The sequence below is a fragment of the Gemmobacter sp. LW-1 genome (assembly GCF_001303875.1).
GTDB lineage: Bacteria > Pseudomonadota > Alphaproteobacteria > Rhodobacterales > Rhodobacteraceae > Gemmobacter > Gemmobacter caeni.
The window spans coordinates 1-21,706 of sequence record NZ_LJSC01000017.1 but is presented as its reverse complement, the minus strand read 5'-3'; the positions used below and the strand labels follow the sequence as shown (position 1 = coordinate 21,706).

Here is a 21,706-nt window from a genome sequence, read left to right as displayed (position 1 = left end):
AAACTGTGGAAAAACAAGCGGAAACGGCGATGCTTCCGCTGTTTCCTCTTGCGGTTTCAAAAAGAGCTTCGGCAACAAATTGCGCAAAATTCGCTGATTCTGTGTGGTTTTTTTGCCACTAGGGTAGACTCGGACCGCTGTCCTGGGCTAAGGGCGCCCCTTGTTGCGCGTTGTTTACAAATTTTCTCAGCTGCGCGCGGCGCTGGAACAGGACCGGGAACAGAGTTAATGCGCTTGCTACAAGGTTGGACGATGGCCGTTTCGGCTACTGTCGTCCTCAGTGGAGCGGCCTTCGCCGATGTGACGGTGAGCCAGTCGAATGACCCCTCAATCACGCTGGGAGGTCAGATGACGTCGCTGCTGGGTATGGAGCGCACGGCCATGGGCCAGGTGGCGCCCGCCCGGCTTGCTGCGCTGGCAGACGGGGTGCAGGTCAAGCGTCCGGTGGTGAAGCGCGTGGCGAAAAAGTCTGGCCTGCCAGAGATTTCGACGCCAAACCTCATCCGGTATGACAACAGTTTCCTTGATGCGCTGCCGGTTACCTCGGGCGATCAGCAATGGCAGTGCCTGACCACCGCGCTTTATCACGAGGCGCGTGGCGAAACGATCCGGGGCCAGTTCGCAGTGGCCGAGGTCATTCTGAACAGGGTCGACAGTGCCTCTTATCCCGGAACGATCTGCGGTGTCGTCAATCAGGGGTGTCAGTTCTCCTATACCTGTGATGGCAAATCCGACCGCGCGAACGAGAAGGGCGCGTGGAATCGCGCCGGCAAGATCGCGCGGCTGATGCTGGATGGGGCGCCTCGTGCGCTGACAGCGGGGGCGACGCATTTCCATACGGTCAATATCCGCCCGTCCTGGTCGCGCCGCTTCGAGCGGACCGCCGCGATCGGTGCGCATCTTTTCTACCGGCAATAACCGCGTTGATGTCGGGTCTTGGGCCTTGCCTGCCGCTGGCGGGCAGGGCATAGCCGTCTCGGGCCTCTAAACTGCCCGCAGAAAGACCCGAACGCCGGAGGGCGATATGACCAGCGACACCCGTCTCGCCTTTGCCCACCCGGAAGAGCGCAGCCTTGCATCGGCCGGGGCCGCCCCGCGGGATCGCATTTCCCTGCGTGACCATGTGGTTGAGGCCGATATTGGCGCCTTCCAGCAGGAACGTGGCCACAAGCAGCGCCTGCGCTTCAATGTGGTGGTCGAGGTGCGCCCACATCCTGCCCCGCTGGAAGATGATGTCGACCGCATCCTGTCCTACGACCGGATCACCGAGGCGATAGCCGCCGAACTGGCGGAAGAGCGGCTGAACCTGCTGGAAACGCTGGCCGAAAAGGTGGCGGAGCGCGTGCTGGCCGAGCCGCAGGCGATGCGGGTTTTCGTGCGGGTCGAAAAGCTGGACCGTGGCCCCGGTGCGCTGGGGGTGGAAATCGTGCGCAGCCGGGCCGAGGCGCCGGTACAGGCGCTGGACAGCGAAGGCGCGATGCAGGCGCTGCATCCGCTGGTGATCCATCTCGACAATGCCGCCATCGCGGCGCCCGATCTGCCGCAGCGCCTTGATGCCTGGCAGGCACGGGGCCTGCCGCTGATCCTGACGGTAGGTCTGCCCGATTTCCCGCGCCCGGTGACCGGCCACAAGCCGACGCAACGCCGGATCGACCTTCTGGCCATCGAACAGAACGCCTGGACACTTGCCGCGCGCGATGACCGCTGTGTGGTGGTGTCCACCCGTACCGAAATCGACTGGGCGATGAAGCACGGGCAAACGATTGTCTGGGCACCCTCGAAACTGGTGCTGGATGCTGTCGATGGCCCGCATTCCCGCGCCCCCGAGGCGCTGGCGCTTTGGCTGGCGGAACTGACCGCGGCCGAGGCGCTGATCGTTCACGGCGATGTAACAGTTCCGGCGGGAAGCCGCGTGCGGCTGGAGCGCGGCTGACACGGGCGGCTTGCCTGTATCGCAGCAAGGGCCTATCCGAAGGCATGCGATATTACAGACCTGTCACCTCCTCCGATCCCTGCCGTCCCGACGGCGCCCTGACGCTGGCCGGTGGCTGGCTGTGGTTTGACCGCGTCGAAGTGCGGGAGCGCGACCGCCCGTCACATCTCATCGCCGCTGCGGACCTGCCGGAAGAGGCACGCGCGCGACTGACGGCGCCGCGCGCCGATTTCGCCGGGCTTTCGATGGACCGCCCGCGCCTCATGGGTATCCTGAACGTCACGCCCGACAGCTTTTCCGACGGCGGCCAGTTCCTTGCGCCGGAAGCGGCCCTGAGCCAGGGGCAGATGATGGCCGGGGCGGGGGCCGATATCATCGACATCGGGGGCGAAAGCACGCGGCCCGGTGCGGTCGAGGTGCCGGTGGCGGAGGAAACCGCGCGCACTGCCCCGGTGATCGCCGCCCTGCGCGCCGGCGGGATCGAGGCGGCCATTTCCATCGACACGCGCAAGGGTGCCGTGGCTTCGGCGGCGCTGGCGGCGGGGGCGAGCTTCGTCAACGATGTTTCCGCCTTCACTTATGACCCGGCGCTGAAGCAGGTGACGGCTGATGCCGGTGCGCCGGTTTGCCTCATGCATGCGCAGGGCACGCCGCAGACCATGCAACTGGACCCGTGCTATGATGACGTGCTGCTGGATGTCTATGACTTCCTCGCCGCCAAGGTGGCCGAGGCGGAAGCTGCGGGCATTCCCCGCGCGCGGATCATGGTCGATCCCGGTATCGGCTTTGGCAAGACGCTGGATCATAACCTGACGCTGATCCGGGGGCTGAGCCTGTTTCACGGCCTTGGCTGTCCGATTTTGCTGGGGGTCAGCCGCAAGAAGTTCATCGGCACGCTGGGCGGCGAGGCTGAAGCCGCGCGCCGGGCGCCCGGCTCGGTTGCCGTGGCGCTGGCCGGGGTGGCGCAGGGCGCGCAGGTTCTGCGTGTCCATGATGTATGGGAGACGCGGCAGGCCCTGACCCTGTGGCGCTCCGTCACGACAGGAGATGTGGCATGAGCCGCAAGCTTTTCGGCACCGACGGGGTTCGGGGCCGCGCCAATACCTATCCGATGACTGCCGAGATGGCGCTGCGCCTTGGCGCAGCCGCCGGGCGGTTCTTCCGCCGTGACGGCGGTTCGGCGCATCGCGTGGTGATTGGCAAGGATACCCGGCTTTCCGGCTACATGCTGGAAAACGCGCTGACGGCCGGGCTGACCTCGACCGGCATGAATGTGTTGCTGCTGGGGCCGGTGCCGACACCGGCGGTCGGGTTCCTGACCCGCAGCATGCGCGCCGATCTGGGCGTGATGATTTCGGCCAGCCACAATCCGCACCATGATAACGGGATCAAGTTTTTCGGTCCCGACGGGTTCAAGCTGTCCGACGAGGCCGAGGCCGAGATCGAGGCGATCCTTGAGGGCGAAATTGCGCCCGCCCAGCCGCAGAACATCGGCCGCGCCCGGCGGATCGAAGACGGGCGCGGGCGCTATCAGGAATTCGTCAAAACCACCTTCCCGGCGGGCCTGCGACTGGACGGGCTGAAAGTGGTGATCGACTGCGCGAATGGGGCCGCCTACAAGGCCGCGCCGGAGGTGCTGTGGGAGCTGGGGGCCGAGGTCATCCCGATCGGCGTGTCCCCGAACGGTACCAATATCAACGAAAGGTGCGGCTCGACCCATACCCAGACCGCTGCCGAGGCCGTGGTGGCGCATGGCGCCCATGTCGGTATCGCGCTGGATGGCGATGCCGACCGGGTGATGATCCTCGATCAGAACGGCCGTACGGCGGACGGCGATCAGATCATGGCGCTTCTCGCTGCCCGCTGGGCCGAGGAGGGACGGCTGCGCGGCGGCACGCTGGTCGCAACGGTGATGTCGAACCTCGGGCTGGAACGTTTTCTGCAAGGGCGCGGGCTGCGGCTGGAACGCACCGCCGTTGGCGACCGCTATGTGGTCGAGGCGATGCGTCGCGGTGGTTTCAACCTGGGCGGCGAGCAATCTGGCCATATCGTGATGACCGATTACGCCACCACTGGTGACGGGCTGGTGGCCGGACTGCAATTCCTGGCCGAGATGGCCCGTACCGAGCGTCCGGCCTCGGACCTGCTGCACACGTTCGAAACCGTGCCGCAGCTTCTGAAGAACGTCCGCTATGAAGCTGGAAAAGAACCGCTTTCCGACGATGCCGTGAAAGCCCGCATCGCCGAGGCCGAGGCCCGGATGACCGGCCGGGGCCGCGTGCTGATCCGCAAGTCTGGCACCGAACCGCTGATCCGCGTCATGGCCGAATGCGAGGACGAGGCGCTGCTGCGTGCCGAGGTCGAGGGCATCGTCGCGGCGGTGGAGGCGGCGGTCTAGGCCACAAGCAGCACCACGCCTGTGCCGATACTGGCCACCGCATTCAGCAGCGTGACAATGATCCCGACGCGGGGCCAGGCCTTTGGCCCCGTCGCGCGTGCCGTGCTGCGGACGAGCGCCCGCAGCAGCACCAGCAGGTAGATGCCGAAAAAGATCGAACTCAGCGCCATCACCGGCGTGCTGGCGGCCGGCGCGAAGATCGCCAGCAGCATGGCCAGCAGCACCAGCCCCGGCACCAGAAACAGCAGCGGCCCATAGGTGCCCGCCCAAAAGGTTTCGCCCGGCGTCATCCGCCCCGCCAGCAACTCGCGGAACCAGCCGGCGGTGAAGAACCGCGCGCGTTCCGCCAGAATGGCGTCAATCTTGTCAGGTGGCAGATCGGGCATGGGGCACCTCTTTCAACGCCTTGACCCTGAACGAAAAAGGGGCGCCCCGCAAGGCGCCCCCTCTGGTGCGAATGGTCGCGGCTCAGTTGCGCGAACGGTCGACCATCTTGCCTTTGGAGATCCAGGGCATCATCGCGCGCAGCTTTTCGCCGACCTGCTCGATCTGGTGCTCGTCGTTCAGGCGGCGGGTGCCCTTGAAGAAGGGCTGGCCCACGGCGTTTTCCTGCATGAAATCGCGCACGAACTTGCCGGTCTGGATGTCGGTCAGGACTTCCTTCATGGCTTTCTTGGTCTGCTCATACGGCAGGATGCGCGGGCCCGAGACATACTCGCCATATTCGGCGGTGTTCGAGATCGAGTAGTTCATGTTGGCGATGCCGCCTTCGTAGATCAGGTCCACGATCAGCTTCACTTCGTGCAGGCACTCGAAATAGGCCATTTCCGGGGCGTAACCGGCTTCGACCAGGGTTTCGAAGCCCATGCGGATCAGCTCGACCAGACCGCCGCACAGCACGGCCTGTTCGCCGAACAGGTCGGTTTCGCATTCTTCGCGGAAGTTGGTCTCGATGATGCCCGAGCGGCCGCCACCGATGGCAGAGCAGTAGCTCAGGCCGATTTCCAGCGCTTTGCCGGTCGCGTCCTGATGGACAGCCACGAGGCAGGGCACGCCGCCGCCTTTGACGTATTCACCGCGCACGGTGTGGCCCGGGCCTTTCGGCGCCATCATGATGACGTCCACGCCTTCCGGCGCCTCGATCAGGCCGAAATGCACGTTCAGGCCGTGGGCGAAGGCGATGGCCGAGCCGGGCTTGAGGTTGTCACGGACGTATTTCTTGTAGGTTTCGGCTTGCAGCTCATCGGGCATGGTGAACATGATCACGTCACACCAGGCGGCGGCTTCCGCGATTTCCATGACCTTCAGGCCTTCGCCTTCGGCTTTCTTGGCCGAGGCCGAACCGGCGCGCAGCGCGACGACCACGTTCTTGGCACCCGAGTCGCGCAGGTTCAGCGCATGGGCGTGGCCTTGCGAGCCATAGCCCAGGATGGCCACTTTCTTGTCCTTGATCAGGTTGATGTCGCAATCGCGGTCGTAATACACGCGCATGAGGCGGTCCTTTCCTTGCCTTGATGATGGGCAGAATAGGGAAATTCCTGCGCGGTTCTGTGCAAAATTCTCTGATTGATCCGGTCCGCCGCAAAAATCATGCGCCAGATGAGCTATTAGTCAGATTTCAATTCATCATGCCGCTTTGCGCGGGCGGGCGGGGGGGGCTGACAGCACGATCCCGGGCAGCCGCATCCCTGTGCCACCGGCCCGCAGATGCGACAGCAGCAATGCTGCCTCTCCCCGGTTCAGGCTGCGGTGGCTGAGCCGGTGGTGCCGCAGATCCAGACCGGGCATCAGGTCACGCAACTCGTCCACCGCGGCGGTATCGAGCGAATCCAGAGCCACCTGACCGGCAAACAGGCTTTCGGTTGCCACGTTGTTGGAAAACACGGTTTCGTGCCGGTCCAGCAGCATATGCAGGTAATCGACCTGCCTTGCGGGCATGCTGCGCACGCTCTGGCCATCGATCAGGAATTTTGCGGGCACCAGTACCTCGGTGCTGCCAAAGAACAGCTCGGCCTCGGCGCAGCGCAGCAGGATGCGGTGATTGGGCGAAACGCTCAGGGCCTCGGTATTGCCCATGATCCCGGCGGCAATCTGCACCGGCGCATTCAGCCCGATGCCGCGCACGGTGCTGTGCCCGATCCAGCGCAGCGGCTGCATGCCGTGATGCAGGGTCCGCACCATATCGCCCGCGCGCAGGCTTTCGATCGGGCGCGGACCATCCCCGGTTTCGATCCGGGTTCCGGCGAGGAAACAGGTGACCGGGTCGATGATCGGCGTGGACTGGCCATAGCCCGAATAGCTGGAGATCCGCTGCAGGTAATAAAGCTTGGTGCCTGCGGGGGGCTGATCCCCCTCGAACATGACGCCGACAACCTGGGTCGTATAGCCCTGGGTGATCGACACGCCCACCATGCGGTAGCTGTGCCCCGCCGCATCGTAAAGCGTGACCTCATATTCGTTTTCCACGCCCACCGGCGGCGGGTATTTCCAGCGGATCGTTTCATTCGACGGATTGTAGGTGGTGCCGTTGATGTTCAACGATTGCGTCAGTCGTTGGTCGATCACGGTGGCGCCGGAGAATGGATCATCCGTCAGATAGCCGTCGCTGTCATCGAAATGAATGGCGGTGGTCGGCCCCGAGAAGGTCAGCGCAAGATCATAAGGCACTTCCCAGCTGAAGGCATCTCCGTTCAGCGCATTGCCGATGATGTCATTCTGGTTGGTGGCGGCGCCGTTGATACGGGTGATCGAGACCCCGCTTTTGGCGAAGACATAGATGGTGCGTTCGGTCATCCGATGGGGCCTGTTCTTCTCGTACCCTGTCGTTGCAGGGCGCACTGCTTTGGCCAAGCTTACCCGCACGGCTGCATGATGTTGCCGGAATTCGGCGGTGGGGCAGCGGTTTATCCGGCACTGTGGCAGAAAGGTGGCTGGCGCCGGTTTGACCCGGAACAGGGTTTCTGCGAAAATCTCATTCGCGAAATAGAGGATTCATGTGAGCATCATGCTTGATGACAGCGACAGGCGGCTTTTGCGGCATCTGCTGGCCGAGCCGGGCCTGCCGACCGCCACTCTGGCAGAGCGTGCGGGCCTGACCACCGCGACCTGCTGGCGCCGGCTGGAGCGGCTGGCCGACAGCGGGGTCATTCAGGCCCGGCAGGCGGTGATCGACTGGCATGCGCTGGGGTATGAGGTGGAAGTCTCGCTGCGCTTCACGCTCGACAAGACCCACCCCCGCGCTTTCGATGAATTCCTGCAAGCGGCGCGCGAGGTGCCCGAGGTCATTGGTTTCGAAACCTTTCTGGGCCGCGTCGACGTGCGTCTGAACGTGATCGCGCGCGATCTGCAGCATTATCAGCAGATCTACCGCGAACGCATCCTGACCCTGCCGCATATCAATGACATCGAGGCGCTGATGCTGGTGGCCACCATCAAGGACAGCGCGGGGCTGCCGCTGTGATCGACCTGGACGACACCGACCGTGCGCTGCTGCGCGACCTTGCCCGTGACGGCACGCTGTCGGCAGGCGAACTGGGCCGCCGGCATGGCCTGAGCCAGCCTGCCGCCTGGCGTCGGGTGAAGCGGCTGACTGATGCCGGTGTGCTGAAGGGCCAGCGCGTGCTGGTGGATCGCGCGGCGCTTGGCTTCGGGGTGACGGTGTTTCTGGGTGTGAAGCTGGCCACCAAGGGCCGCGTCAGTCTTGAGGACTTCGAACGCGCCGTGACCGCCATTCCCGAGGTGCAGGTGGTGCAGCATGTCCTTGGCCTGTTCGACTACCGCCTGCGCGTTGTCGCCCGCGACATTTCGGATTTCGAACGCGTGCTGCGGCGGCGGATCATGACCCTGCCCGGGGTGGGGCAGGTCGAGGCGAATGTGGTCCTGTCCGAAGAACCGCGCCCCGGCCCGCTGGGCTGAGGGCGGCTTTCGCAAACCGAAACAAGTGCTTTCGCGCAATCCGACGGAATTCATGTCGGATTTCGCGGGCGCAGCCGTGCCATCTCGCGCTAGGGTTCCCCGGAAGAATGAGAGGAGATCGTCATGCCCGGATTGCGCCCCGAAGTGGACCCGGAAGGCTTGCAGGAATTTTCGGTGGTCTTCACCGATCGCTCGCTGAACCATATGTCGCACCGTTTTCAACAGGCGATGCGCGATATCTCCGGCCTCCTGCGCGAGGTCTATGGCGCCGCCGCCGTGGCGCTGGTGCCCGGGGGCGGCACCTATGCGATGGAGGCGGTCGCGCGCCAGTTCGCCAGCGGCGCCCATGCGCTGATCGTGCGCAACGGCTGGTTCTCCTACCGCTGGAGCCAGATTTTCGAGGCAGGCGGTTTTGCCGCGGACACGACGGTCGTCATGGCGCGGCAATCCGGCAATGGCGCCCGCGCCCCCTTTGCGCCGCCGCCGATTGACGAGGTGGTGGCGAAGATCCGCGACACCCGCCCCGATGTGGTCTTTGCCCCGCATGTGGAAACCGCGGCGGGGCTGATCCTGCCCGACGATTATATCCGCGCGATGGCGGAGGCCGCGCATGAGGTCGGCGCGCTGATGGTGCTCGACTGCATCGCCTCGGGCACGATCTGGGTCGATATGGCGGCGACCGGCGTCGATGTGCTGATTTCGGCGCCGCAAAAGGGCTGGTCGGCCTCTCCCTCGGCCGGCCTTGTGATGCTGTCGCCGCGCGCGGTGGAACGGCTGGAGGCGACAACTTCCAGCAGCTTCGCGCTGGACCTGAAGAAATGGCGCGCGATCATGGCGGCCTATGAGGGTGGCGGCCATGCCTACCACGCCACCATGCCGACCGACGCGCTGATCGGCTTCCGGGATGCCATGGCCGAAACCCGCGCGCTGGGGTTCGAGGCGGCAAAGGCCGCACAATGGCAACTGGGCCGCGCCGTTCGCGCGCTGCTGGCGGAAAAGGGCGTTCAATCGGTGGCTGCTGAAGGCTTTGGTGCGCCGGGCGTGGTGGTCAGCTATACCGACGATCCCGACATTCAGAATGGCAAGAAGTTCCTCGCCGAAGGCATGCAGATCGCGGCGGGCGTGCCCTTGCAGGTGGGAGAAGGGCCGGAGTTCCGCACCTTCCGCCTCGGTCTGTTCGGTCTCGACAAGCTGAAGGATGTGGATGGCACCGTGGCCCGCCTGAAAGCCGTGCTCGACAAGGTGCTTTGACGGGCAGAGCATTCACTCTGCCGAAAATAGGGTGGCGAACCGGGGGCAGACCCCGGTTCAGCCGTATCTTACCGGACCCCGATCCCCGCCCGCATCAGCCCGCGCCGGACCGGCGCCACGGAATAGAGCGCATCCAGCGTTGCCGCCCGCAGATCACGCAGCGGCTGCGCCCCGATCTGCGAGGCGCGGTTCAACAGGTCGATGCCGCGCACCCGTGCTTCCACATCCAGATGCCGCTTGCGGTGATAGGCGTCCAGCATTGCGGCGTCTCCCAGATGTGCGGGATCGGCCTGCGCCAGATCCAGCAGTGCGGTCAGGTCGGCGAGGCTCATGTTCAGGCCCTGCGCCCCGATGGGTGGCATCACATGCGCAGCCTCGGCCATCAGCGCCACGCGCTCGCCCGACATGCGGGCGGCGATCTGAGCGATGATCGGCCAGCTTGTCAGGCGGCTTACCAGCGTCAGCGGCCCCAGCAGCCCGCAGGAGCGCTCCATCATCTCGGCCTCGAAACCGGCCACGGACAGCGCCATGCGGCGGTCGATTTCGGCCGAGTGGTCCATCCAGACCACGGCAGATCGCGGCAGCCCGTCGCGGTCAGGCAGGGGCACGAAGGTGAAGGGCCCGCCGGAGCGGTGAATCTCGGTCGAGATATTGCCATGCGGTATCGGGTGGCTGACCGCGAAGGCCAGCGCCTTCTGGCCGTAGCGCAGGGTTTTCACCGGGATGTCCAGCGCCTGCCGGACCGTGCTGTTGCGCCCGTCGGCGCCGATCAGCAACCGCGCCGCGATGCGCCGCCCGTCGCTGAGGCCGACAAGCGCCTCGGTCTCGCGGGTCAGCACGCTGGCGGTGCCGACGCCGGGCAGGAAGCGCACACTAGGCAATTCCCCGATCCGGGCCAGCATCTCGCGTCGCAAAAGCCAGTTGGGCAGGTTCCAGCCAAAGGGCTTGTCCGACAGGTCGGCGGCGTCGAAATCCTTGATGACGCGCGGCTCGGGTTTTTCGCCACCCGCATCGACGATCCGCATGATCTGAAGCGCAGCGGCATGGGCTTCCAGCCGCTGCCACAGCCCCGCCGCCTCCAGCACCGGAATTGACGGATGCAGGAAGGCGGTGGTGCGCAGGTCCGAGCCATCGGCCTCCGCCTCGGTCACCGGCGGGTTCGGCTCTACGCAGATCACCGAAAAACCCGCGCTGCCGAAGGCACAGGCTGCCGCCAGCCCCGCCACGCCGCCGCCGGAAATCAGGATGTCGGTCGTCTCACGCATGGCCAGCCCTCCGTTCCCCTGTCAGATAGACCAGAAGGCAGGGGCCGTCCACGCGGCGAAGCGTCAGCCCCGCGTGATGGCGATGAGGATGCAGAACATCACCGGCACCATGGCGAGCGCCACCATGGCGAGTGCGACGACGCCCCATGTCATCACCGCCAGCGTGATCATCGTCACCACAATGGTCAGCATGTAGAAAATGACGTTGATGTCACGGGCAATATCGCGGGCGATGAAGCCGATCAGCGGCAGACGGCCAAGGCCGGTGGCGGGAAGCGCGGTCATGGAACTCTCCTGTTTGCGTGGCCGGTTTATCGCCGCCGCTCAAAGGTGTTTCCAGAATACAACTTGACGCGCGACAGGCTGTCGCAGGCCGTCAGGGCAGCAGCCGGGCGAGAAAACCGCTCAGATCGTCGGTATGGTGGTGGATATGCGGTGCCGGGGCAGGGGCGGGGGCCACATGCACCGTGCGCATCCCCATGTCATGCGGGGCGGCAAGGTTGCGCGGATCATCCTCGAACATGGCGCCGGTTTCCGGCACGATCCCGTCGCGGCCAAAGACCGTCTCGAAGGCCGCGCGCTCCGGCTTCGGGCGAAAACCGGCATGCTCCACCCCGTAGATGGCGTCGAACACCCCGGCAAGCCCCCGCGCGGCCAGGACTTTTTCTGCGTAAGGCGCGCTGCCATTGGTATAGACGATCCGCCGCCCCGGCAGGTCACGGATGCGTCCGGCCAGACCGGCGTCCGGCGTCAGCACCGTGAAGTCGATGTCATGGACCTCGTGCATGTAGCCATGCGGGTCGATGCCGTGTTCTGCCATCAGCCCGGCTAGGGTGGTCCCGTAAAGCTGCCAGTAGTGGCGGCGCAGCCGGTCGGCCTCCGGCTGGTCCACCTTCAACTCCTGCATCACCCAGGCGGTCATCCGGCGCTCGATCTGGTCGAACAGCCGCGCCTCGGGCGGGTAAAGCGTATTGTCGAGGTCGAAGACCCAGTGACGGACATGCGAGAAGGATTGGGCTACCATGTCCCAGAGCTATCGCATCGGGCTTCTGGCGGCAATGGCGCTTGCACCGGGCGATGCGCCCGGCTTAGTGTCGCGCGATGCGAAAGGAGTGCCCCTTGCAGAAAGACGCCTATACGCTGATCCTCGAAGCGATCGAGGCGGGGGATTACAAGCCCGGCTCGCGGCTGGTCGAATCCGAACTGGCCGAGCGGTTGGGCGTATCCCGCACCCCGGTGCGCGAGGCCTTGCAGCGTCTGGAGACCCAGTCGATGCTGACCCGCGATGGCCGCAGCCTGATTGTGGCGACGCTGGATCACAACCAGCTGGCTGAGCTTTATACCGTGCGGACGGAACTGGAGGGGCTGGCCGCGCGGCTCGCCGCCCGCCATGCCACGGATGAGGAAATCCGCGTGCTGCGCTCGATGGTCGAGGAAGACCGTGCGCTGCTGGGGGGCGACCCTCGTGCGCTGAGCCGGGCGAACAAGCGGTTCCACAAGCAGATTCATCTTGCGTCGCACAACCGTTTTCTTGTGCAGCAGCTCGATCTCGTGCATCGCTCGATGGCGCTGATGGCCAATACCTCTTTCGCGGCCGAAGGGCGCGACGAGGTGGCGATCTGCGAACATGACGAAATCGTGCAGGCGATTGCCGCGCGGGACGGCGATGCCGCCTATGCGGCGCTGAAGGCACATATTTCCAAGGCATTCGAAACCCGGCTGCGGGTTGATGCGGGCGAGTTGCGGCTGCGCTGAGTTCAGCCGTCGTTCAGCGGGTCGAACAGACCGTGATGCGTCTTGTCCCACCAGAACGGGCGCGTCACCAGCTCCCACGCTGCCTTGTAGGAGGCCAGCGCCCCGAGCGGGAAATAGAAATGCAGCACCGGCGCCCAGAGTGGGTTGATCCGGTTCGGGGTCAGTCGCAGTGAAACCAGGGTGACGACCAGCAGCATGACCTCGGTAAACATGAAAATCCCGGCGGTCAGCGCATAAAGCCAGCCGGGCATGGCGGTGACCAGCGGGTGCGGCACACCCAGCGGCACAAGCCAGAACGACCACATCACCGGCGCCAGCAGGAATTGCGACAATGTGGTCAGGAAGAAGACCTGAAAGCCCGCGAATTTCCACCAGCCCAACTGCCGCAGCAGCAGGCGGGGTGACCGCATATGCACCGCATAGGTCATCATGTAGCCCTTCAGCCAGCGCGAGCGCTGTCTGATCCAGGGCAGGGCGCGGCAGTTCGCCTCCTCGAAGGTGGTGGTCGGCAACAGCTCGGTGCGAAAGCCGTGGCGGGCGAGGCGGATGCCCAGATCGGCGTCCTCGGTCACATTATAGGCATCCCAGCCGCCCAGCCGCTCCAGCGCATCGCGGCGGAAGAACAGGGTTGTGCCGCCCAGCGGGATGGCCAACCGCAGCCGCTCCAGTCCCGGCAGGATGATGCGGAACCATGTGGCATATTCCATGGTGAAACAGCGGCTGAGCCAGTTGGTCTGCGGGTTGTAGAAATCCAGCACTCCTTGCAGACAGGCGACCTCGGGGCCGCGGCGATGGAAACGCTCGACCACGCGGCGCAGCTGGTCAGGCTCCGGCGAGTCTTCTGCGTCATAGACGCCGATAATGGTGCCCCGGCAGGCCCTCAGCGCGTGGTTCAGCGCGCGTGGCTTGGTTTTCAGCGGTCCATCCGGCACCACGACAACGCGCATCCAGTCGGGCAGGCGGGCGCTGGCCAGCGCGGCGCGGGTCAGGCTGTCCTCCTCTTCGACCACCAGCAGGATTTCAAGACAGTCCCGCGGATAATCCAGACGGCCCAGCCGCCGCACCAGACGCGGGGCGATATCGGCCTCGCGGTAAAGTGCCACCATGATCGAGATGACAGGCTGACGGGCGATATGCGGCAGGGGTGGCTCCGGTGGCGGTTTGCGCAGCGCGGCAAGGATGGCGGCGGCCTTCATCAGCGTCGCGAACAGCAGCGTCAGCACTGCCCAGAAGGCGAGAGCCGCCGCGAGGCTGACCGGCGCGAGCGTCAGCCAGATGATTGCCAGAACCAGCGCAGTGCGGGCGACACTGGCATGGCGGTGCCCGCCCCAGTCACGGCAGCTTTCCTCTGCCGCAACCTTGAACCGGGCGGCACGATCCATCTGCGGCCCGCGCACGGCGATCAGGGCAGCCTCGATCTCCTCAGGCGGGGCGATGGCCATGCCTACCCGCCCGAAGACCGCCTCCAGCGAGAATTGCTGGCGATGAAAGACATCGGGGTGAGACACGGCAATGATGGTCAGCGCCCCGCTTTGTCGCCAGGGCACCAGCCGGTCCCGCAGGCAGGCGGCAATGCCCAGCCGGTCGATCAGGCGCGGATCGGGCGGCTGGCGCGACAGGTTGGCGATATCGACGCGCCAGTGCCGTGCCATACTGTCGTAAACCGCGGGACGCTGCGGCCCGCCGCCCCGCAGAGCATCGGCGAGGTCGTGTTGCGTGGCCTGAACATCGGCAAGCGCTGTGACGATCTCATGCGGCGGAACCAGACCCTCGCGCAGCAGGGCAACACCAAGCCCGCCGCCGCCCGCAACGGGCGCGGTCCGGTCCTGCCGCAACTCGGGTCTGTGTGCCGTCATGCCGATCCCGTGCTATCCGGCGGCAGGATCGGCGGAAAGCCGTTAACGCGGGGTTAACGGCCGGAGGTCTGGCTCAGCCGGCGCGACGGGCACGCATCGCCTCGGCGAAACGGTCGAACAGATAGAAGCTGTCCTGCGGGCCGGGGCTGGCCTCGGGGTGATGCTGGACCGAGAACACCGGCTTGCCTTCAACGGCGATACCGCAATTGGTGCCGTCAAACAGCGAGACATGGGTTTCCACCACACCGGCGGGCAGGGTCTGCGCATCCACGGTGAAGCCGTGGTTCATCGAGGTGATTTCCACCTTGCCGGTGCCGACCTCCTTCACCGGATGGTTGGCGCCGTGATGGCCGTGGCCCATCTTCACCGTCTGCGCCCCAAGCGCCAGCGCCAGCATCTGATGGCCAAGGCAGATCCCGAACACCGGCAGGTCGCGCTTCAGCACCTCTTGGATCATCGGCACCGCATAGGCGCCGGTCGCGGCTGGGTCGCCGGGGCCGTTCGACAGGAACACGCCCTCGGGGTCATGCGCCAGCACCTCTTCCGCAGTGGCGGTGGCAGGCAGCACGGTCACTTCGCAACCCGCAGAGGCGAGGCAGCGCAGGATGTTGCGCTTGGCGCCGTAATCCACGGCGACCACGCGCAGGCCGGGGCCTTCGCGGCGGCTGTAACCCTCGGGCCAGGCCCAACGCATCTCGTCCCAGCGGTAGCTTTGCGCGCAGGTCACGTCTTTCGCCAGATCCAGCCCGACCAGACCCTGCCAGGCGCGGGCCTTGGCGACCAGCGCCTCAAGGTCGAATTTGCCTTCGGGATCAAAGGCCAGCGCCACATGCGGCGCGCCTTGCTGCCGGATTGCGCGGGTCAGGCGGCGGGTGTCGATGCCGCCGATCCCGATACGGCCCTTCGCCGCCATCCACGCTTGCAGATCGGAGGTGGCACGCCAGTTCGACGGCTCCGTCGGGTCCCATTTCACCACCATGCCCGCGGCCACAGGCTCGGCCGTCTCGTCATCCTCGACGGTGACGCCGGTATTGCCGATATGCGGGAAGGTGAAGGTGACGATCTGCCCGGCATAGGAGGGATCGGTCATGATTTCCTGATAGCCGGTCATCGCGGTGTTGAACACCAGTTCGGCCACCGTTTCGCCGGGGGTGCCGAAACCCTTGCCGTAGAAGATCGTTCCGTCTGCAAGCGCGAGGCAGGCGGTGGGGACTTGCGTCTGGGGCATGGCGACTCTCCGGATAAACGGGGGGAACCTAAGGGCGACAGGCGGCGGGGTCAAGGCCGATGATCCTTACGAAGCGTGAAATTATTATTTCATAAAAATCAGTATCTTACACATTTTTCGGCTGGTTGTGTTACAGAGCGTGAACGGTTAGACTGCCGACTTCGGGCAACCTGGGGATGGGTGTTTCATGAGCTTGCGTGACCGGCTTCAAGCCACGCTGAAAGATGCCATGAAGGCGAAGGAGGCCGACCGGCTCTCCACGCTGCGGCTGATCAACGCCGCAATCAAGGATCGCGAGATCGCGGTGCGGGGCGAAAGCGACGGTGCCGTGGTCGATGATGCTGCCATTCTGGCCATTCTGGGCCGCATGGTGAAACAGCGTCAGGAAAGCGCGCGCGCCTATGAAGAGGGCGGGCGGCTGGAACTGGCCGAGAAGGAACTGGCCGAAATCTCGGTGATTTCCGAATTCTTGCCGAAGCAGCTGACCGAAGCGGAAGTCGCCGCCGCCATCGAGGCCGCTATTGCCGAGGCGGGCGCCACCAGCATCCGCGACATGGGTAAGGTCATGGCGGTGCTGAAGGGCAAATACACCGGCCAGATGGATTTTGGTGCAGTCGGCCCGATGGTGAAGGACAAGCTGGCCTGAAGGACCGCGCATGACGGGGGGGGTCCTTGAGACCTGGCAGGTGGCGCGGTTGCGTCCCGGCCCGGTGCGGATCTTCCCAGATGGCTGTCAGGATGTGATCTGGCAACATATGCCCGGACAGGCGCCGGTCTGGAAAGTTTCCACGCTGGACCTTCGGGTCCGGGTGGTGCGAGGACTGACCGGCACAGCGATGCGGGGCTTTCGTCTGGCGCCGGGAATTCGTGTGCCCGCGACGCTCTGGTCGGCGCTGGACCCCGAGAAACCGGACGAGGTGGCGGCGATCAGTGCGATCTGCACCGGCAATCCTGCCCTGACCGAAATGCTTGCGGCGCTGGCGGAACCACCGGACGGGGCCGGGGCGCTGGCCCGCAGACTGGGGCAAAGCCTGCGCAGCCTGCAACGACTGAGCCGTGCGGAAACCGGCCAGCCGCCGCTGTTCTGGCTTCGGCTGGCGCGCCTGCGCCGGGCGATGGCTGAAGCCGCCGAGGGCGTGCCCCTGGCCATGGCCGCCGCCGGTGCCGGCTATGCCGATCAGGCGCATTTCACCCGCGAGGCGCGCCACTTCCATGGCGCGCCGCCCGCCCGGCTTCTGGCCGATCCCGAGGCCATGGCGGCGCTGCTGGCGCCGGGTCTTTAGGCGGTCAGCCGACTTTTGTGCAAAGCTCGACCAGCGTGCCATCCGGGGTGCGGACATAGGCCGTGGTCTGGCCCCACTCCATCCGCTCGACCCCTTGCACCTGTTCGGCACCGGCCGCGACGGCCCTCTCCAGCGCGGCGGCGACGTCGGCGGTTTCAAAGGCAATTTCGAACGCGGGCAGGGCGGGCTCCCCGGTCGCGATGCGTTTGCCCAGCCGTTGCATCAGCGCGACCGAACTGAAGGCAAGCCGAGTCTCGCCGGTCTGCACCTCGCCATAATCGCCGGAGTCATGCAGAAAGCTGCGCTCCAGCCCGAAGGCGCGGGTATAGAAATCCAGGGTGGCGGGCACATCCTGAACGTAAAGGATCGTATAGCGGAAAATCATGTCTGGCTCCTTTCGACCGGGCCAGATTGCGCATGCAGGTCGCCGCCGTATTGAACAAAGGCGACAGTCTCAGCGCAGCGCGCGCAGATGCTGGCGCAGCTCATGCTCCAGCGTCAGCCGCTCTTCGGGGGTCAGGAAGGCGCCGATCTCCACCGGGCGCGGACCACCGGAGAAGGTAAGGTATTGCGGCACCGGCCCGCCGGTTTCGTGACGCTCCACCCGCACCCAATGCGGGTTCGCCTCCCAGCTCTGGTGACGGCCGCGCGGGCCGTGGCGGGTCAGCGTCATCCGCGCCGGGGTCAGAAGCAGATCCTCGACGATCTCGGCATCGCGGTATGAGCGGTCCAGCGCCCACCAGATCGCAGCGATGGCGGCGATCAGGAAGGGCAGCAGCGCCCAGAGCACGGGCGACCCCAGCACCCCGATCAGCGGCAGGGCGATCAGCGCGGCAGTGGCGCCGACAAACCACACGAAACCGCGCCGCGGCAGCGAGCGATAGGGCCAGAGGTGCAGCCGTGCGCCTTCGGGCGAGGGGGGAAGCCATTCATAGGGCATGGGATATGTCTGCTGTCGACAGGGGGCTTTCCGCCCCCTCTTGCCTGCGGCAATTCACCCCCGGGGATATTTGCGAACAGATGAAGGGGCGGGAGGCGGAATGCAAAAGGCCCCGGCGCGGTGCCGGGGCCTTCTGTGGTTTCAGCGCTTAGTGGGCGTGGCCCTTGTCCCAGTCCTCACGCTTCGGCAGTTGCTCGAAGGTGTGTTCCGGCGGCGGCGAGGGCAGCGTCCATTCCAGCGTGTCGGCGTATTCGTTCCAGTAGTTCTTTTCGGTCACGCGTTTACCCGCGAACAGCGTGTAGAACACGATGCCGAGGAAGAACAGGAACGAGGCGAACGAGATGAAGGCGCCGATCGACGAGACGTGGTTCCAGTAGGCGAATTCCACGGGATAGTCGATGTAGCGGCGCGGCATCCCCTGACGGCCGAGGAAGTGCTGGGGGAAGAAGGTCAGGTTCGCACCGATGAAGAACATGAAGAAGTGCAGCTTGCCCGCCCATTCCGGGTACTGGCGGCCCGACATCTTGCCGAACCAGAAGTAGATCCCGGCGAAGATACAGAAGGCAGCGCCCAGCGACATGGTGTAGTGGAAGTGCGCCACGACATAATAGGTGTCGTGATAGGCGCGGTCCACACCGGCCTGGCTCAGAACGATGCCGGTCACGCCGCCGATGGTGAACAGGAACAGGAAACCGAGCGCGAACAGCATCGGCGTCTTGAACTCGATAGAGCCGCCCCACATCGTCGCGATCCACGAGAAGATCTTGATGCCGGTGGGCACCGCGATCACCATGGTGGCCATCATGAAGTAGGATTGCTGGGTCAGCGACATGCCGACGGTGTACATGTGGTGCGCCCAGACGACGAAGCCCAGCACGCCGATGGCGACCATCGCATAGACCATCGGCAGATAGCCGAAGATCGGCTTGCGCGAGAAGGTGGCGATGACCTGCGACGCGATGCCGAAGCCCGGCACGATCACGATATACACTTCCGGGTGACCGAAGAACCACAGGATGTGCTGGTAGAGGATCGGATCACCGCCGCCCGAGGGCTGGAAGAAGGTGGTGCCGAAGTTCCGGTCGGTCAGCAGCATGGTGATGGCGCCAGCCAGCACGGGCAGCGACAGCAGGATCAGCCAGGCGGTGACGAAGACCGACCAGGCGAACAGCGGCACCTTGTGCATGGTCATGCCGGGGGCACGCATGTTCAGGAAGGTGGTGATGATGTTGATCGCGCCGAGGATCGACGAGGCGCCCGAGAGGTGCACGGCGAAAATGGCGAGGTCGGTCGAATAACCGCCTTCCGAGGTCGAGAGCGGCGGATACAGCACCCAGCCGATGCCGGAACCCAGCTGGTCATTGCCGCCCGGCGAGAAGACCGAGGCCACGGCGAGCGAGGTGCCCGCGACATAGAGCCAGTAGGACAGGTTGTTCATGCGCGGGAACGCCATGTCCGGCGCGCCGATCTGAAGCGGCATGAAGTAGTTGCCGAAGCCGCCGAACAGCGCCGGAATGACCACGAAGAACATCATCAGGATGCCGTGCGCGGTGATCGACACGTTCCAGAGGTGGCCGTTCGGGGTGCATTCGCGGGTGGCATCCGCGAAAAGCCGGGTGCCTTCGAGGCACATGTACTGAACGCCCGGCTCCATCAGTTCGAGCCGCATGAAAACGGTGAAACCCACCGAGATCAGCCCGGCGAGGCCGGCGGTGAACAGGTAGAGGATCCCGATGTCCTTGTGGTTGGTCGACATGAACCAGCGGGTGAAGAACCCGCGGGTATCATGGTCATGACCATGAATGGCTGCGTCTGCCATACGTTGCTCCCTTATGTCCCAGCGGCCGGGAAGGGAATCCCGGCCGCATTATGAGCCATTACTAGAGCGGCACTGCCCTGCGGGCAATCGCAGACTTTGACGCAGATCAAGAAAAGCCGCGCAAACTCCGCAAGATGGTGCGTCAGTTCGACGCACCTTCGGGCGCCGGAGCGACCGAGGCGAGATAGGCCGCCATGTCCTCGCCGCCCTTGGTCAGCTTGAAGGTCATCTTGGTCTTCAGCGTCTTGTCGCCGGTCTTTTCATCGACGTATTTGTTCGGATCGGCGACGTAATGCGCGATGTCTTCTTCCGTCCAGACCTCACCGGCCTCGCCCAGCTTGACCAGGGCGTTGGAGTAATTGAAGCCCTCAAGCGACCCCGCCTTGCGGCCGACCACGCCATAAAGGTTCGGGCCGGTCTTGCCGCCTTTCTGGATCTCGGTCCCGTCCGGGGCGACGATCATGTGGCAGGCCTTGCATTTCTTGAAATCGGCCTCGCCCTTGGCGGCGTCTCCGGCAAAGGCCGGGGCGGCGAGCGCAAGGGTGGCGAGGGCGGCGGTGAGTGTCAGTTTCATCGTGATCGTCCTTGTCTGGCGTCAGGCCCGGCGCGCGGCGGGCGCGTCCGGTGGCTAGGGCTTCGGCAGATGGATAGTGCCGTGCCACGAGGCTTTACCATGAGGCGGCTTGTCGCGCTTTGACAATTGTCAAAATGTCTAGGCCCGGCAGGACGGCGCTTCCAGCGCGGCGTCGAAGGTGGCCATCAGCGCGGCATCCAGATCGGCCATGGTAACGGGCAGCCCCAGATCGACGAGGCTGGTCACCCCATGGTTGCGGATGCCGCAGGGCACGATGCCGCCGAAGTGGCTCAGGTCCGGCTCCACATTGATCGATATGCCGTGGAAGCTGACCCATTTGCGGATCTTGATGCCAAGCGCGGCGATCTTGTCCTCGGCGACCGAGCCATCGGCATTGCGTGGCCGGTCAGGCCGTTCGACCCAGACGCCGACGCGGCCGGGGCGGATTTCGCCTTTCACGTTGAATTCGGCCAGCGCGGCGATGACCCAGTTTTCCAGGTGGCGCACGAAGCAGCGCACATCGCCGCCGCGCTTCTTCACATCCAGCATGACATAGACGATGCGCTGGCCGGGGCCGTGGTAGGTATACTGACCGCCGCGCCCGACCGCATGAACCGGGAAGCGGTCCGGCTCCACCAGATCCTCGGGCCGGGCCGAAGTTCCGGCGGTGTAAAGCGGCGGATGTTCCAGAAGCCAGATCGCCTCCTCCGCCTCGCCCGCGGCGATGGCTGCCGCGCGGGCCTCCATCGCGGCCAGTGTCTCGGCATAGGGGCTGAGGCCCGGCATGTGGCGCCATTCGACCATGGGCATCCTCCTCAGACGCGGTTTTTTCTCGCAATGTAACGATGGCGTGTTACGCTGACAGGATAGCTTACGCCTTTCTTCAGGAGTCTTTCGATGAAAGTCAGGACAGTTGCAACCACCTGTGCCGTGGCGGCAGCCATGGCATTGTCGCCTGCCAGCCCGGTTCGGGCCGATGCGGGCGATGCGATTGCCGGTGCACTGATTGGCGGCATCATCGGTCATGCCATTGCCAAGGATCAGCAGCGCCGCAAGCAGACGACGACCACCCGGCGGTCGACCAGCACGAAATCAACGAAATCCACCGGCATCTCGGCTGCGCAGCGCGAACAGAACCGCGAGGTGCAGACCGCGCTCAATCACTTCGGCTATCCGGTCGGTACGCCGGACGGTTCGCTGGGGCCAAAGAGCCGGTCGGCGATCTCGTCCTATCAGGCGACGCTGGGCTATCCGCCCACCGGGCAGCTGACCGACTATGAACGCACGCTGCTGGTGACGGCCTATCACCGTGCCGTCGCGGGCGGTCCGCAGGTCATGCAGGTGATGGGCACGCATCCCATGGGGATCAAGGGCCTGCTGCTGCTGCAACGGGACGAGATGGCGGGTCTGCCAACGCAGATGGCGGGCCAGATGACGGGGCAGGGCATGGCCGTTGCCGGTGCGATGGCCGGGGCCGGTGCGATGATGG

At 65.1% G+C, this 21,706-nt stretch carries 24 protein-coding genes; 11 read left to right on the top strand and 13 right to left on the bottom strand.

Annotation, left to right across the window (positions count from 1 at the left end; translation table 11 throughout):
- Positions 1-228: 228 nt before the first annotated feature.
- From AO684_RS02625 to glmM, 4 genes are all read left to right on the top strand, one after another.
- Entirely contained in the window at positions 229-918 is a 690-nt protein-coding gene (locus tag AO684_RS02625; protein WP_054301195.1) for a cell wall hydrolase, read from the top strand.
- Between the two features lie 106 nt (positions 919-1,024).
- On the top strand, positions 1,025-1,933 hold the full coding sequence (locus tag AO684_RS02620; RefSeq protein WP_054301194.1) for a dihydroneopterin aldolase: 909 nt from the start codon (positions 1,025-1,027) through the stop codon (positions 1,931-1,933).
- A 44-nt stretch (positions 1,934-1,977) separates the two neighbouring features.
- Complete coding sequence (gene folP, locus AO684_RS02615; protein WP_054301193.1) at positions 1,978-2,991, top strand: dihydropteroate synthase; 1,014 nt, start codon at positions 1,978-1,980, stop codon at positions 2,989-2,991.
- Complete coding sequence (gene glmM, locus AO684_RS02610) at positions 2,988-4,331, top strand: phosphoglucosamine mutase (protein ID WP_054301192.1); 1,344 nt, start codon at positions 2,988-2,990, stop codon at positions 4,329-4,331. The genes folP and glmM overlap by 4 nt, the downstream gene beginning before the upstream one ends.
- On the opposite strand, the gene AO684_RS02605 is transcribed toward glmM, so the two are convergent.
- The 3 genes from AO684_RS02605 to AO684_RS02595 form a co-directional block, all read right to left on the bottom strand.
- Positions 4,328-4,717, bottom strand: coding sequence for a hypothetical protein (locus AO684_RS02605; protein WP_054301191.1), 390 nt, complete (start codon positions 4,715-4,717; stop codon positions 4,328-4,330). The two genes, glmM and AO684_RS02605, sit on opposite strands and share 4 nt — an antisense overlap.
- An 82-nt stretch (positions 4,718-4,799) precedes the next feature.
- Positions 4,800-5,822: a ketol-acid reductoisomerase gene (gene ilvC / locus AO684_RS02600; protein ID WP_054301190.1), complete on the bottom strand. Its 1,023-nt coding sequence runs from the start codon at positions 5,820-5,822 to the stop codon at positions 4,800-4,802.
- Positions 5,823-5,957: 135 nt separating this feature from the next.
- Positions 5,958-7,124 carry a Hint domain-containing protein gene (locus AO684_RS02595; RefSeq protein ID WP_054301189.1) on the bottom strand — a complete coding sequence of 389 codons (1,167 nt, stop codon included), beginning with the start codon at positions 7,122-7,124 and terminating at the stop codon, positions 5,958-5,960.
- A 211-nt stretch (positions 7,125-7,335) separates the two neighbouring features.
- On the opposite strand from AO684_RS02595, the gene AO684_RS02590 reads away from it, so the two are divergent.
- The 3 genes from AO684_RS02590 (at position 7,336) to AO684_RS02580 (ending at position 9,497) form a co-directional block, all read left to right on the top strand.
- Positions 7,336-7,791 carry an Lrp/AsnC family transcriptional regulator gene (locus AO684_RS02590; protein WP_054301188.1) on the top strand — a complete coding sequence of 152 codons (456 nt, stop codon included), beginning with the start codon at positions 7,336-7,338 and terminating at the stop codon, positions 7,789-7,791.
- A complete protein-coding gene (locus AO684_RS02585) occupies positions 7,788-8,246 on the top strand; it encodes an Lrp/AsnC family transcriptional regulator (protein WP_054301187.1) in 459 nt (152 codons plus the stop codon). The genes AO684_RS02590 and AO684_RS02585 overlap by 4 nt, the downstream gene beginning before the upstream one ends.
- 123 nt (positions 8,247-8,369) lie before the next feature.
- A complete protein-coding gene (locus tag AO684_RS02580) occupies positions 8,370-9,497 on the top strand; it encodes an aminotransferase class V-fold PLP-dependent enzyme (protein ID WP_054301186.1) in 1,128 nt (375 codons plus the stop codon).
- Between the two features lie 68 nt (positions 9,498-9,565).
- Here the strand turns inward: AO684_RS02580 and AO684_RS02575 are convergent, their stop codons facing one another.
- The 3 genes from AO684_RS02575 to AO684_RS02565 form a co-directional block, all read right to left on the bottom strand.
- Entirely contained in the window at positions 9,566-10,762 is a 1,197-nt protein-coding gene (locus AO684_RS02575; RefSeq protein ID WP_054301185.1) for a UbiH/UbiF family hydroxylase, read from the bottom strand.
- 63 nt (positions 10,763-10,825) lie between these two features.
- Positions 10,826-11,047: a hypothetical protein gene (locus AO684_RS02570; protein WP_054301184.1), complete on the bottom strand. Its 222-nt coding sequence runs from the start codon at positions 11,045-11,047 to the stop codon at positions 10,826-10,828.
- A 91-nt stretch (positions 11,048-11,138) separates the two neighbouring features.
- The gene (locus AO684_RS02565) at positions 11,139-11,786 is read right to left on the bottom strand and encodes a pyrimidine 5'-nucleotidase (RefSeq protein ID WP_054301183.1); all 648 of its coding nucleotides are present in this window, start codon (positions 11,784-11,786) and stop codon (positions 11,139-11,141) included.
- A gap of 95 nt (positions 11,787-11,881) precedes the next feature.
- On the opposite strand from AO684_RS02565, the gene AO684_RS02560 reads away from it, so the two are divergent.
- Positions 11,882-12,517: a GntR family transcriptional regulator gene (locus AO684_RS02560; RefSeq protein ID WP_054301182.1), complete on the top strand. Its 636-nt coding sequence runs from the start codon at positions 11,882-11,884 to the stop codon at positions 12,515-12,517.
- A gap of 2 nt (positions 12,518-12,519) precedes the next feature.
- On the opposite strand, the gene AO684_RS02555 is transcribed toward AO684_RS02560, so the two are convergent.
- On the bottom strand, positions 12,520-14,373 hold the full coding sequence (locus AO684_RS02555) for a glycosyltransferase (protein WP_152968324.1): 1,854 nt from the start codon (positions 14,371-14,373) through the stop codon (positions 12,520-12,522).
- Positions 14,374-14,446: 73 nt separating this feature from the next.
- A complete protein-coding gene (gene carA / locus AO684_RS02550) occupies positions 14,447-15,601 on the bottom strand; it encodes a glutamine-hydrolyzing carbamoyl-phosphate synthase small subunit (RefSeq protein WP_054301181.1) in 1,155 nt (384 codons plus the stop codon).
- A 187-nt stretch (positions 15,602-15,788) separates the two neighbouring features.
- On the opposite strand from carA, the gene AO684_RS02545 reads away from it, so the two are divergent.
- On the top strand, positions 15,789-16,247 hold the full coding sequence (locus AO684_RS02545; protein ID WP_054301180.1) for a GatB/YqeY domain-containing protein: 459 nt from the start codon (positions 15,789-15,791) through the stop codon (positions 16,245-16,247).
- Between the two features lie 10 nt (positions 16,248-16,257).
- The gene (locus AO684_RS02540; RefSeq protein WP_054301179.1) at positions 16,258-16,884 is read left to right on the top strand and encodes a helix-turn-helix domain-containing protein; all 627 of its coding nucleotides are present in this window, start codon (positions 16,258-16,260) and stop codon (positions 16,882-16,884) included.
- Between the two features lie 4 nt (positions 16,885-16,888).
- On the opposite strand, the gene AO684_RS02535 is transcribed toward AO684_RS02540, so the two are convergent.
- The 5 genes from AO684_RS02535 to lipB all read right to left on the bottom strand — a co-directional run bounded on the left by AO684_RS02535 (position 16,889) and on the right by lipB (position 21,027).
- Positions 16,889-17,269 carry a VOC family protein gene (locus AO684_RS02535; RefSeq protein WP_054301178.1) on the bottom strand — a complete coding sequence of 127 codons (381 nt, stop codon included), beginning with the start codon at positions 17,267-17,269 and terminating at the stop codon, positions 16,889-16,891.
- A 69-nt stretch (positions 17,270-17,338) separates the two neighbouring features.
- On the bottom strand, positions 17,339-17,824 hold the full coding sequence (locus tag AO684_RS02530; protein WP_054301177.1) for a DUF2244 domain-containing protein: 486 nt from the start codon (positions 17,822-17,824) through the stop codon (positions 17,339-17,341).
- Between the two features lie 148 nt (positions 17,825-17,972).
- Complete coding sequence (locus AO684_RS02525) at positions 17,973-19,643, bottom strand: cytochrome c oxidase subunit 1 (protein WP_054301176.1); 1,671 nt, start codon at positions 19,641-19,643, stop codon at positions 17,973-17,975.
- A 142-nt stretch (positions 19,644-19,785) separates the two neighbouring features.
- Positions 19,786-20,217: a cytochrome c family protein gene (locus AO684_RS02520; protein ID WP_054301175.1), complete on the bottom strand. Its 432-nt coding sequence runs from the start codon at positions 20,215-20,217 to the stop codon at positions 19,786-19,788.
- Positions 20,218-20,355: 138 nt separating this feature from the next.
- Positions 20,356-21,027: a lipoyl(octanoyl) transferase LipB gene (gene lipB / locus AO684_RS02515; protein WP_082400678.1), complete on the bottom strand. Its 672-nt coding sequence runs from the start codon at positions 21,025-21,027 to the stop codon at positions 20,356-20,358.
- A gap of 87 nt (positions 21,028-21,114) precedes the next feature.
- Between lipB and AO684_RS02510 the strand changes: the two genes are divergently transcribed.
- A partial coding sequence (locus AO684_RS02510; protein ID WP_161805978.1) for a peptidoglycan-binding protein occupies positions 21,115-21,706 on the top strand: 592 nt, incomplete at its 3' end.